The sequence below is a fragment of the Pseudooceanicola sp. NS-SX9 genome (genome assembly GCF_057380705.1).
Genome location: NZ_CM170818.1, coordinates 1,050,033 through 1,061,921, shown reverse-complemented (window position 1 = coordinate 1,061,921; position 11,889 = coordinate 1,050,033). Strand labels below are relative to the sequence as shown.

The window sequence follows — 11,889 nt, the reverse complement described above, 5'->3', positions numbered from 1 at the left end:
TCCTCCCGTCCCGGAAAAGGGATGATATATCGTCCATTGCAACCGGGACGGAAAGTCTTTAGCCCGGGATCCCAAAGGTCCTGCGCGCGCGTGCACGCGTGATGGGACGCCCGCCGCCAAAGATGCGGCCCGCCGCAGCCCTCTCTCCCTGCGGAATTCGACCGGACAGGCTGGCCCATGCCGCAGGCTAGGGGGTCAGGCAGGCCTTGCGGGCTCGATAAAGTCGAGTTCCGAATATATCTTTTCTGGGCGATCGTGGCGTCGCCGAAGCTTTAAAAGTCAGCGGCTTTCGAGGCCGCAGGAAAATGAAAATGCAGATGAAGAACGGTTCGAACAACGTCACGCGCGCCACCCGCATCATGCTGGCCCTGGGCAGTGCGGGACGGGACGGCATGTCCCTGTCGGCCCTGGCGGAGGTGATCGGCGATGCCAAGCCCTCGATCCACCGGGCCCTGATCTCGATGGGGGAAAGCGGCTTCGTCACCCAGAAGGTGCGCCGCGGCAACTACTTTCTGGGTCCGGCCGTCTATGCGCTGGCGCATCGCACCCCTTCCGTGCCCGAGCTGGTCGGGCTGGTGCGCCCCAAGCTGCTGGCGATCACCGCGGAAACCGGCCTGTCGAGTTTCCTGATGATGCGGGCGGGTCTGGATTCGATCTGCATCGACATGCAGCCCGGCCGGGTCATGGCGGCGGCGATGATCGACGGCATCGGCGGCCGGGTGCCGCTGGGCGTGGGCGTCGGCGGCATCGCGTTGCTGGGCCAGCTGGACCTGCCCACCCGCGACCAGATCCTGCGCGCCAATGCCGGCCAGAGCGAGGCCGCCGGCATGAATGGCCAGCAAATCCTGCGCGAGATCGAAAGCTACCACATGAACGGCTATGCCACCGGGCGCCGCCGGGGTCAGCATTTCGCCCATGTCTGCATCGCTTTCCCGGTGCTCGACCTGGCGCTGCCGGGCTGCGAGGCCGCGATCTCGGTCATCGCGCCGGACATGGCGATGTCCGAGGCCGAGCTGCACGAGAACGCCCGCCGGGTCCGCAGCCTGCTGCGCAACCTCGCGGCCCCCGCCCGCGCCGCCGTCTGAAACGCCCCCCGCCTTGCGCCCTCAGGGCGCAGGGCAGCCTGCCTGCTCCGGGCGCCTCAGAGCGCGTGGCAGCCGGTTTGTCCCAGACGCTTCAGGGCGCAGGACAACACGTCCCTCCAGGCGCCTCAGGGCCAGGACAACCGGACTTTCCCAGGCCCCCAAGGCAGGTGACAACCGGCACGTCGGAGGCCACAGCGCGGGGCGCAACCCACCGCGCCCGCCCCCCCAAAATGCAAAGCAACCGACACTGCAACGGAAAACCGGGCCCTTTGGCCCGGGTCCCGTGGCAGCAGATCCGCCCTTTGGTGTCAGGTCTGGGCGCCGTCACGCAGCGAGGCGCGGAAGGCCAGCGCGATCAGCCCGGCGCCGACACAGCCGGTGACGACCTCGGGGATGTGCACGAAGACCTGCACATACATGATCAGCGACAGCACCAGGATGGCATAGAAGGCGCCGTGTTCCAGGTAACGGTATTCGGCCAGCACCTTGCGCTCGACCATCATGACGGTCATCGAGCGCACGTACATCGCCCCGATCCCCAGCCCGATGGCGATGATGAACAGGTTGTGCGACAGCGCAAAGGCCCCGATCACCCCGTCGAAGCTGAACGAGGCATCCAGCATCTCAAGGTACAAAAAGGCCCCCAGCCCGCCACGTGCCACAGTGGCCGTGGCCTGCGACCCGGCCCCCTCGCCCAGCCGGGCATCCAGGAAGGCACCGCCGCCATCGACCAGAAGATAGGTCAGCAGCCCCCAGATCGCCGCCCGGAAAAAGCGCGGCCCGGCCTCGGGGCCCAGCAGCTTCGAGGCGATCAGCGCCACGGCCAGCACCAGGGCGATCTCGATCCCGCGGGCGGCAGCGGCGGCGGACAGGCGGACCTCCAGCCAGTTGAACCAGTGATCGGCCTTGTCACGGTCGCAGAAGTAGTTCAGCGCCACCATCATCAGGAAGGTGCCCCCAAAGGCCGCGATCGGCAGATGCGCATGGTGCAGGACCCGGGCATAGGCATCGGGATCGGTCACTGCCATCTTCACCGCCGCCCAGGGCGTGACATGGGCCGCCAGCACGATGACCAGCAACGGGAACAGGATGCGCATCCCGAAAACCGCGATGGCGATCCCCCAGGTCAGGAAACGCTTTTGCCAGACCGGCGCCATGTCCTTCAGCTTGTTCGCATTGACGATGGCATTGTCGAACGACAGCGAGATTTCCAGCACCGCCAGGACACCGCAGATAAAGAAGGCCCGGGCGACGCCTTCCCAGGTGCCGTCGTAGAACCAGCCGACAGCGCCGCCCAGCAGCAGTCCCAGCACGGTGACGATCACCGCCCAGCGGAAATAGGTGAAAAGGGGAAGGCGGCTCATGCGGTTCCCCGATCGGAAACGGCAGGGGCACGCCCCACGGGATAACAGGCCTGGCGCATGCGGGGCTCCTGTCCATGCGGCTATGAACAGGATGCGCCGACATCACAAGCGTGCCGCAAGACGCTTGCCAGAGGGGCCCGGTCGCAGGATCGCCCGTGCGCGGGCGGTCCGATGTGCCCGGAAGGGGCCGCAGCGCGGCACTCTCTCAAGGCTGGCCTGAGTCTACTGCTTCGGACCGGGAAAGAGAAGGCCCCGCGCATGCCGCCCCAGCCCTGCGGGCGCAAGGGTGCGGATGCCCGTTCCGGGGCTCGACGGATTGGCATCGCGCCCCAGGGGGGCCTAGCGGAGCGGCGCTTGCATCCCACCGCCGGGTCGTCCAAAGCTCGGGTCAAGGGGATGCGGCCCGGAGGAGGCGCCGCCGGCAGGAGGGGCCGATGACACAGCCAGACCATTACGATTCGTCCTGGGCCCGGGCCCAGGCCCTGCGGCTTCTTGCCTTCCATGGCGGCATGAGCCTGCCCGGTGGCGGCTTTGCCGCGCCCGACCGGCTGGGCCGCCCGCAGATGGCAGGCCCCCGCGGTGCCGGCCCCGCCCGCCCCCTGCACGAGACCTGCCGCATGGTCCATGCCTATGCCATCGGCCAGGACCTGGGCCACCCCGGTGCAGGTGCCATCGTCGATCACGGCATCCGCGCCCTGCTCGGGCAGCACCGCGATCCCGTCCACGGCGGCTTCTACTGGAGCTTTGACGATAAGGGCCCGCTCGATACCAGCAAGCAGGCCTATGGCCATGCCTTTGTGCTGTTGGCGGCGGCCGGCGCCGCCCGGATCGGCCATCCGCAGGCCATCGCCCTGCGCGACGCCGCCCGCGACGCCCTTTTCGGCCACTTCTGGGAAACGGCCCCCGGCGCAGTGCGCGACAGCTTTGCCGCCGACTGGACGGATTGCCCCGATTATCGCGGCCAGAATGCCAACATGCACCTGACCGAGGCGCTGCTGGCCTCTTACGCCGCCTGGGGCGATCCGCAGGATCTGCAGCGCGCCCTGGGCATTGCCGAGCTGATCATCAACACCCATGCCCGCGCCTGCGACTGGGTCGTGGCCGAGCATTTCACCCCGGACTGGCAGATCGACCGCGCCTATGACGGCGATGCGATGTTCCGCCCCTCGGGGACGACGCCGGGCCATGCGGTGGAATGGGCGCGCCTGCTGCTGGAACTGGAAGCCGCCCTGCCCCAGCCCCCCGCCTGGCTGCCCGAAGCCGCCGAAGCGCTGTTCCGTCGCGCCCTGTCCGAGGCCTGGCTGCCCGAGGGAGGCCTGGCCTATACGCTGGACTGGAACGGCCAGGTGTCCCGCGACTGGCGCTTCTGGTGGCCCTGCGCCGAAGCCATCGCCGCGGCCCTGACCCTGGAAAGACGCACCAAAGATGCATATTTCGCCCAATGGGCAGGCAGGCTATGGCGTCACGCGGACCGCCTGCTGATCGATCATGACAACGGCGGCTGGATCCATCAGGTCGATGCCCAGGGTCACCCGCTGGAAACCATCTTTCCAGGAAAACCCGACATATACCATGCACTGACCGCCCTGGTGACCACCTTCGCGGGTGATACGGACCCAAAGGGGTGACAAATGGACAAAGCCCCATTTGCAACGAATTTATCTCTTATTCGGAATTGCAGGCCGCTTGCAAATCCGAATGGATTTTCGGAACATAATTTGGCAAACAGGGTATCGTAATAGAACCGGTTCAAGGGGATCGCCATCCATCCGACGAGTCGCGTGCCAGGAAGGAAAACATTCCCTATTGGGAATGAGTGCCCGCCAAAAGCCGCAGGCCAGCCGGATGAGAGCCACGTCCCCCCTTGGAGCAGAGCGTGAGAACAGACTTGTCGATTCCGTCCTTCAATGCCGCCCCCCGGAAAAGCCTCGTGTCACACGTGGAAACCCAGATCAGGGATGCCCTGATCGAGGGACGTCTTGCGCCGGGAACCCGCCTTGTCACCAAGGATCTGGCCGCCTCGCTGGATGTCAGCATCACCCCGGCCCGCGAGGCGCTGGTGCGCTTCGTCGCCTCGGGCGTGCTGTCTGCCGAACCGGCGGCCTCGTTCCGGGTACCCTACCTGGACGAAGCCCGCTACCGCGAGCTTTCGGTGATCCGCAAAAGGGTCGAGGGCCTGGCGGCGGAAATTGCCTCGGAGAAAATCACCGATGCGCAGATCGAAACACTGGACGGGCTGCTTCAGCGCCTTGCGGATCGCTGCGCCGACTGGGATCCACATGCCGCGCTGCAGGCCAATCACCAGCTGCGCTTCGCCTTCTACGAAATGGCCGGCATGCCAACGCTGCTCGACGTGATCGAGACGCTGTGGCTGCGCGCCGGGCCGGGCTACAATCTGGTCTTCGTCAACAATGGCGGCCGGATCGAAACCCCGCCCTACCACGCCTTGCTGGAGGCGCTGCGCGCCCGCGACACCGATGCCGCCCGCGCGGTGATCGAAACCTCGATCGACACGCTGACCGAGGCCGTGGTCACCTGCCTGCAGGCCCAGGATAGCCGCACCGCCTGACGCAAAGCCCCCCGGGGCCCGTGCCGGGTGGCCGCAATGGCAGCACCCGGCCCGTCCTTCCCGCCTTGACCGGACGCGCCCGTCGGGGCAGCGGGGATCCGGCCTCAGAAATCCAGACCCAGATCCAGCGTCCGCGCCGAATGCGTCAGCGCCCCGGCCGAGATGTAATCGACACCGGTCGCCGCGACCTCGGCGATGCGCTCCAGCGTCATGTTGCCCGAAGCCTCCAGCACCAGCCGGCGCCCGGTCATCGCCACAGCCTCGCGCAGCTGGCCGGTGTCCATGTTGTCGAGCAGCACCACATCGGCACCGCCCTCGTCCAGCACCTCCGAGAGCTGATCGAGGCGATCCACCTCGATCTCGACCCGGACCATATGCGAGGCCCGCGCCTTCACCGCCTGCAGCACCGGACGGATGCCCCCGGCGGCGGCGATGTGGTTGTCCTTGATCAGGATCGCATCCGACAGCGAGAACCGGTGCGCAAAGCCGCCGCCATGCAGCACCGCCTGCTTTTCCACCAGCCGCAGCCCCGGCGTGGTCTTGCGGGTGCAGGTGATGCGGGTCGCGGTGCCGCGGGTCTGCGCCACGAAGGCCGCAGTCAGCGTCGCGATGCCCGACAGCCGCCCGGCAAAGTTCAGCGCCACCCGTTCCGCCGACAGCACCGAGGCCGCCTCGCCCTCGATTTGCATCAGCACCTCGCCGGGGGCGATGGCCTCTCCGTCGCGGGCGTGCGTGGTCAGCTTCAGGCCCGGATCGACCAGCCGGAAGGCCATGGCGGCGATCTGCAGCCCCGAGGCCACGCCCGCCTCGCGCGCGCGCAGCTGCGCCGTGCAGACACGCCCGGCGGGAATGACGGTGCGGGTGGTGATGTCGCCATTGGCGCCCAGATCCTCCATCAGGGCGGCGCGCACCAGCGGATCCAGGATCATGTCGGGCATCGGAGGAAGGGTCATCGTCATCGAAGAAGGTCCGTCGCTGCGGCGGCGCGGCAGGCGCGTGCCAGGGGAAGGGTCATGTGCCGGCGCTGGCCGGTCGGGCCATCGGCCGTGGGATAGTCGGAACGGTGGTGCCCGCCGCGGCTCTCCTGCCGCAGAAGGGCGGCCGCTGCAATCAGCGTTGCGGCGGCGGTCATGTTGGCCAGATGCGGATCGGCGCTGGCGGCGTCGATCCGTTCAAAGGTGGCCAGCGCCTGCCGCAGCCCGGCCTCGTCGCGGATGACGCCCACGTGGTCGGTCATGGCGCGGCGCAGATCGGCCACCAGCGCGGCATCGGGGGCGGGCATGGGCGCGGCTTCCGGCAGTTCGACCGGCGGCAGCGGCCCCGCGGGGACCCCCCGCGCGATATCCATGGCGGCCCGGCGGCCGTAGACCAGCGCCTCCAGCAGCCCGTTCGAGGCCAGACGGTTGGCGCCGTGCAGCCCCGTGCAAGAGACCTCTCCGCAGGCCCAGAGCCCGGGCAGCGAGGTCCGCCCCCGCCCGTCCACCGCGACGCCGCCCATGTGGTAATGCGCGGCGGCAGCAACCGGGATGGGCTGGCTGACCGGATCGATCCCGGCGGCAGTGCAGGCGGCGGCCACGGCCGGGAAATCGGTCAGGATGCGGTCGCCCAGCACCGCCCGGGTATCGAGCACCGGTTGCAGCCCCGCCCGGGTCTGGGCAAAGACCGCGCGCGCCACCACGTCGCGCGGCGCCAGTTCCAGATCCGGGTGCACGCCTTGCAGGAACCGCGCGCCACAGGCGTTCAGCAGGATCGCGCCTTCGCCGCGCAGGGCCTCGGTGGCAAGGGGGGCGGGATCGGCACCGGTGGCGATGGCGGTGGGGTGGAACTGGACGAATTCGGCATCTGCGATGACCGCCCCGGCCCTGGCCGCCAGCCCCAGCCCCTGCCCCCGGATCCGCGCCGGATTGGTGGTCAGCGCATAAAGACCGCCCGCGCCGCCGGCGGCCAGCAGCACGGCGGGCGCGTGCAGATCAATGGGCGCAAACCCCTCGGGCGCCAGTGAAACGCCGGTGACCTGGCCGTTCTCGACCCGCAGGGCGGTGGCGCTGACGCCCTCCAGCACCTGCACCGAGGGCGTGGCGCGGACCTGCGCGACAAGCGCCGCCATGATCGCCGCCCCGGCCCTGTCGCCCCCCACCCGCACCACGCGGGCAAAGGAATGCGCCGCCTCGCGCGATTGCACGAAACCGCCCTGCGCGTCACGGTCGAAGGGCGCGCCCAGATCCGCCAGCGCCAGGATGCGCTCGCGCGCCTCGGCGGTGACGAAGGCCGCGACCGCGCGGTCGACCAGCCCGGCCCCGGCCTGAACGGTATCGCGGGCATGGGCCTCGGGGGTGTCGGGCAGCGCCATGGCAGCCGCCACCCCCCCCTGCGCCCAGGCCGAACTGGCCCCCTGCCCCAACGGTTCCGGCGAGACCAGCAGCACGGGCCGCGGCGCCAGTTCCAGCGCCGCCGAGAGCGCGGCCAGACCCGCCCCCAGGATCACCACCCGCCCGGTCCGGATCATCACGCGGCCATCTTGCGCGACAGCTCGATCATGCGCTCGACCGCGATGCGGGCACGGGCGGCGACGGCGGGATCGACCTCGACCGCGCCCTCCATCGTGTGCAGCGACCACAGCACCTTTTCCAGCGTGATCCGCTTCATATGCGGGCACATGTTGCAGGGCCCGATGAAGTCCACCCCCGGCAGCGCATCCGAGATATTCGACGCCATCGAGCATTCGGTGACCAGCATCGCGCGTTCGGGCTGTTCGCGGGTCACGTAGTCGATGATCCCCGAGGTCGAGCCCGAATAATCCGCCTCGGCCACCACTTCGGGGGGGCATTCGGGATGGGCGATGATGCGGGTGCCGGGGTTCCAATCACGAAAGTCGATCAGGTCCTGGGCGGTATATTGTTCATGCACCTCGCAGGCGCCTTCCCACCAGACGATGGTCTTCTGCGGCACCTGGGCCGCGATGTTCTTGGCCAGATACTGGTCGGGGGCCATGATGATCGTCTGCTGCGGCAGCCCCGCCACGATCTGCGCCGCATTCGACGAGGTGCAGCAGATGTCCGAGGCCGCCTTCACCTCGGCAGTGGTGTTGACATAGGTGACGACCGGCGCGCCGGGATAGCGGCGGCGCATCTGGGCGATGCCCTCGGGGGTGATGCTGTCGGCCAGGGAACAGCCGGCCTCCATGTCCGGGATCAGCACGGTCTTGCCGGGGTTCAGGATCTTCGAGGTCTCGGCCATGAAATGCACGCCGCATTGCACGATGACATCGGCCTCGACCTCGGTCGCCTTGATGGCCAGCTGCAGACTGTCGCCCACGACATCGGCAATCCCGTGATAGATCTGCGGCGTCATGTAGTTATGCGCCAGGATCACGGCATTGCGCTGCACCTTCAGCGCGTTGATCGCCGCCACGTAGGGCGCGTGCACGGCCCAGTCCACCGGATCGACCACGCGCTTCATACGGTCGTAGATCGCGCCCATTTCAGCCGCCAGCGCCGGGTTCGGCGCCAGGTCGTAATGCCGCGAGAGTTCCGCGTGCAGCGGCGTCATTCTGATCATGCCATGCCTCCTCGCAACGGGGCCGGGCGGCCCCATTGTTTGCATGAAAACAAAATTCCATTTTATACCAAGCACTTAGCATGGCTGCCCGGGTCTATGCCGTAAGGGCATCGCGTGCAAGCGGGTATTTCAACGATCCGTTAACCCTGCCCCGGCACCCCGCAAGGCGCTGAAAGCGCGCGTCATTTCGCGGCGTCGCGCATGCGGCAGGCCCCCCGAATCCACGGCAACGTGATCGCCGGGTTTGCCATGCGGGGGGCTTTCCGGCAGGCTGCCGCGACCAGATCCAGAAGGAGAGGCCGATGCCCCCCGTTTCCCGCCGCCCCTGCCCGGGCCACCCCGCATGAGCCACGGCTACGACACCGGCCGCCTGAACCTGCCCTTCGTCGGCATCTGCACCTTCGGCAAATATCCCTATGTCGAGGACTGGGATGCCATCGACGCCGATGTGGCGATCCTGGGGGCGCCCTTCGATTTCGGCGCCCAGTGGCGGGCCGGCGCGCGCATGGGCCCGCGCGGGATCCGCGAGGCCTCGACCCTTTTCGCCTTCGGCCATGCCGGCGCCTATGACCACGAGGATGACGTCACCTATCTGGAGCCCGCCAAGGTCAGCATCGTCGATATCGGGGATGCCGACATCATCCACACCGACACGACGCAAAGCCACGCCAATATCGAATACGGCGTGCGCAAGATCCTGGCGGCGGGCGCCCTGCCCGTGGTGCTGGGCGGCGATCATTCGATCAACATCCCCTGCATCAATGCCTTTTCCGAAGAAGAGCCGATCCATCTGGTGCAGATCGACGCGCATCTGGATTTCGTCGACGAACGCCACGGCGTCCGGTTCGGCCATGGCAACCCGATGCGGCGGGCGGCGGAAAAGCCCTGGGTGACGGGGCTCAGCCAGATCGGCATCCGCAATGTCAGCTCGACCGCCAAGGACGGCTACGAGGCGGCGCGGGCGATGGGATCGGACATCGTGTCGGTCCGGCAGCTGCGCCGGATGGGTACCGAGGCGATGCTGGCGCGGATCCCGGCGGGGGTGCGGTACTACGTGACCATCGACATCGACGGCTTTGACCCCTCGATCGCGCCCGGCACCGGCACGCCCAGCCACGGCGGCTTTCAGTATTACGAGGTGCTGGAACTGCTGGCGGGGCTGGCGCAGCGCGGAGAGATCGTCGGCATGGATCTGGTCGAGGTGGCGCCCGATCACGACAGCGCCGGCGTGACCTCGATCCTGGCGGCGCAATTGCTGCTGAACGTCATCGGCCGCATCCTGCACGCCCGCGGGACCGAGGGCTGAAACGGCAGGGGGCCGCCCCGCGGGACGGCCCCTTTCGCAGATCCTTCCGGGGGCCCGGACCGGCCCGGTGCGGCCGACCGCAGCCCCGGTCAGCCCGGCGTCTTGGCGTGCAGCGCCCGGATGATGTCGTGGTTGGTGACGGATCCCATCGGCCCGTCCTCGCCCAGCACACCGACGATCGGCGCGCCTTCCGACAGCGCCTGGATGATCTGCGCGACGGGCGTCGAGGGGGCGACCTGGTGGGCGGCCTCGGGGGCGGGCACGTTCGACATCACGTCCTCGGCCACCAGCACGCCCAGCGGGTTCATGTGGGTGACGAAATCCTCGACGTAATCGTCGGCCGGGTTGGCGATGATCTGCTGCGGGGTGCCGCATTGCACGATCCGGCCGCCCTCCATGATGGCGATGCGGTTGCCGATCTTGAAGGCCTCGTCCAGGTCGTGGCTGACGAAGATGATGGTGCGCTTCAGCTTGGCCTGAAGCTCCAGCAGTTCGTCCTGCAGCCGCGAGCGGATCAGCGGGTCGAGCGCGCTGAAGGGTTCGTCCATCAGCAGGATCGGCGCCTCGGTCGCGAAGGCGCGGGCCAGACCCACGCGCTGCTGCATCCCGCCCGACAACTCGCCCACCTTGTTCTCGGCCCAGTCGGTCAGGCCGACCAGATCCAGCTGGGCGCGCGCCTTGTCCTCGCGTTCCTTCTTGGACATGCCCGACAGTTCCAGGCCAAGCGACACATTGTCGAGGACATTGCGCCAGGGCAGCAGGCCGAACTGCTGGAACACCATGGCGACGCTCTTGCGGCGCAGGCGCAGCAGGTCGTCCTTGCTGCAGGCGGTCGGATCGCAGGTCCAGCCCTGGGCATGGACGCGCAGGTTGCCGCGCACCACCGGGTTCAGCCCGTTGACCGCGCGCAGCAGCGTCGACTTGCCCGAGCCCGACAGCCCCATCAGCACCAGGATCTCGCCCTGCTCGACGGTCAGGGAACAGTCGTGCACCCCCAGGACCTGGCCGGTTTCCTTCTGGATCTCGGCGCGGTCCTTCATGTCGTCCATCAGCGGCAGCGCCTTGGCCGGGCGGTCGCCGAAGACGATCGAGACATTGTCGAATTCGACTGCGGGAATGGAAGTCGCTGCGTTCATTTACGTCCTCCGATGCGAAGCATGCGGTCCAGGATGATGGCCACCACGACGATGACGAAACCGGATTCAAAGCCCAGGGCGGTGTTCACCTGGTTCAGCGCCCGCACCACCGGCACGCCCAGGCCATCCGCGCCCACCAGCGCCGCGACCACCACCATCGAGAGAGACAGCATGATGGTCTGGTTCAGCCCCGCCATGATCTGCGGCAGGGCGAAGGGCAGTTCGACCTTGGTCAGGGTCTGGGATTTCGTGCCCCCGAAGGCCTCGGAGGCCTCCAGCAGCGCCTTCGGCGTCGATGAGACGCCCAGGTAGGTCAGCCGGATCGGCGCCGGCACCACGAAGATCACCGTCGCGATCAGCCCGGGCACCATGCCGATGCCGAAGAAGACGATGGCGGGGATCAGGTAGACGAAGGTGGGCAGCGTCTGCATCAGGTCCAGGATCGGCTGCAGCACGTGGTACAGGCGCGGCCGGTGTGCCGCGGCGATGCCGATCGGCACCCCGATGGCCATGCACACGATGCACGAGGACACCACCAGCGTCAGGCTTTCGGTGGTTTCCTCCCAGTAGCCCTGGTTGATGATGAACAGAAAGCCCACCGCCACGAACAGGCAGGTCTTCCAGTTGCGTTGCAGCACCCATGTCAGCGCCACGAAGACCGCGATGATCACCAGCGGGTTGGGCGTCTGCAGCACCCACAGCAACCCGTTGATGAGATGCTCGGCCCCGGCGGCCAGCATGTCGACAACGGACTGGAAATTATTGCTTAGCCAATCAAAGAAATCGGCTGCCCAGTCTCCGACCGGGATCTTGTAATCAGTAAGCCACTTCAAGGCGACCTCCTCTGAAGAGGGCCCGGCCGAATGCCGGG

10 protein-coding genes are annotated in these 11,889 nt (G+C 67.8%); 4 read left to right on the top strand and 6 right to left on the bottom strand.

The annotated features are described in order from the left end of the window. The first annotated feature begins 311 nt into the window (after nt 1–311). Nucleotides 312–1,085 (top strand): IclR family transcriptional regulator, encoded by a 774-nt coding sequence (locus tag AC2ITM_RS05095; protein ID WP_486468742.1) that lies wholly within the window; start codon nt 312–314, stop codon nt 1,083–1,085. A gap of 308 nt (nt 1,086–1,393) precedes the next feature. Here the strand turns inward: AC2ITM_RS05095 and AC2ITM_RS05090 are convergent, their stop codons facing one another. After that, nucleotides 1,394–2,449, bottom strand: a complete 1,056-nt coding sequence (locus AC2ITM_RS05090; RefSeq protein ID WP_486468741.1) for a DUF475 domain-containing protein — start codon at nt 2,447–2,449, stop codon at nt 1,394–1,396. Between the two features lie 434 nt (nt 2,450–2,883). Here AC2ITM_RS05090 and AC2ITM_RS05085 point away from each other — a divergent pair, with 434 nt between their 5' ends. Together AC2ITM_RS05085 and AC2ITM_RS05080 are read left to right on the top strand one after the other, a co-directional pair. Then, nucleotides 2,884–4,077 carry an AGE family epimerase/isomerase gene (locus AC2ITM_RS05085; protein ID WP_486468740.1) on the top strand — a complete coding sequence of 398 codons (1,194 nt, stop codon included), beginning with the start codon at nt 2,884–2,886 and terminating at the stop codon, nt 4,075–4,077. A gap of 302 nt (nt 4,078–4,379) precedes the next feature. Continuing rightward, nucleotides 4,380–5,018 (top strand): GntR family transcriptional regulator, encoded by a 639-nt coding sequence (locus AC2ITM_RS05080; RefSeq protein WP_486468739.1) that lies wholly within the window; start codon nt 4,380–4,382, stop codon nt 5,016–5,018. Nucleotides 5,019–5,122: 104 nt separating this feature from the next. Here the strand turns inward: AC2ITM_RS05080 and nadC are convergent, their stop codons facing one another. Genes nadC through nadA form a run of 3 tightly spaced genes read right to left on the bottom strand, consistent with a single transcriptional unit; the run spans nt 5,123 to nt 8,576 of the window. Then, nucleotides 5,123–5,971 (bottom strand): carboxylating nicotinate-nucleotide diphosphorylase, encoded by an 849-nt coding sequence (gene nadC, locus AC2ITM_RS05075; RefSeq protein ID WP_486469393.1) that lies wholly within the window; start codon nt 5,969–5,971, stop codon nt 5,123–5,125. Nucleotides 5,972–5,973: 2 nt separating this feature from the next. Then, nucleotides 5,974–7,524, bottom strand: coding sequence for an L-aspartate oxidase (locus AC2ITM_RS05070; RefSeq protein ID WP_486469392.1), 1,551 nt, complete (start codon nt 7,522–7,524; stop codon nt 5,974–5,976). Beyond that, a complete protein-coding gene (gene nadA / locus AC2ITM_RS05065; protein ID WP_486468738.1) occupies nt 7,524–8,576 on the bottom strand; it encodes a quinolinate synthase NadA in 1,053 nt (350 codons plus the stop codon). Before nadA ends, AC2ITM_RS05070 begins: the two co-directional genes overlap by 1 nt. A gap of 343 nt (nt 8,577–8,919) precedes the next feature. Between nadA and speB the strand changes: the two genes are divergently transcribed. Next, nucleotides 8,920–9,882: an agmatinase gene (gene speB / locus AC2ITM_RS05060; protein WP_486468737.1), complete on the top strand. Its 963-nt coding sequence runs from the start codon at nt 8,920–8,922 to the stop codon at nt 9,880–9,882. A gap of 89 nt (nt 9,883–9,971) precedes the next feature. Here the strand turns inward: speB and choV are convergent, their stop codons facing one another. Next, nucleotides 9,972–11,018, bottom strand: coding sequence for a choline ABC transporter ATP-binding protein (gene choV, locus AC2ITM_RS05055; protein WP_486468736.1), 1,047 nt, complete (start codon nt 11,016–11,018; stop codon nt 9,972–9,974). Continuing rightward, nucleotides 11,015–11,851: a choline ABC transporter permease subunit gene (gene choW / locus AC2ITM_RS05050; protein ID WP_486468735.1), complete on the bottom strand. Its 837-nt coding sequence runs from the start codon at nt 11,849–11,851 to the stop codon at nt 11,015–11,017. The genes choV and choW overlap by 4 nt, the downstream gene beginning before the upstream one ends. Nucleotides 11,852–11,889 lie beyond the last annotated feature (38 nt).

Coding starts and splice junctions, on each gene's coding strand:
- AC2ITM_RS05095 (WP_486468742.1), top strand. CDS start 312: ATGCAGATGAAGAACGGTTCGAACAACGTCACGCGCGCCACCCGCATC.
- AC2ITM_RS05090 (WP_486468741.1), bottom strand. CDS start 2,449: ATGAGCCGCCTTCCCCTTTTCACCTATTTCCGCTGGGCGGTGATCGTC.
- AC2ITM_RS05085 (WP_486468740.1), top strand. CDS start 2,884: ATGACACAGCCAGACCATTACGATTCGTCCTGGGCCCGGGCCCAGGCC.
- nadC (WP_486469393.1), bottom strand. CDS start 5,971: ATGACCCTTCCTCCGATGCCCGACATGATCCTGGATCCGCTGGTGCGC.
- AC2ITM_RS05070 (WP_486469392.1), bottom strand. CDS start 7,524: ATGATCCGGACCGGGCGGGTGGTGATCCTGGGGGCGGGTCTGGCCGCG.
- nadA (WP_486468738.1), bottom strand. CDS start 8,576: ATGATCAGAATGACGCCGCTGCACGCGGAACTCTCGCGGCATTACGAC.
- speB (WP_486468737.1), top strand. CDS start 8,920: ATGAGCCACGGCTACGACACCGGCCGCCTGAACCTGCCCTTCGTCGGC.
- choV (WP_486468736.1), bottom strand. CDS start 11,018: ATGAACGCAGCGACTTCCATTCCCGCAGTCGAATTCGACAATGTCTCG.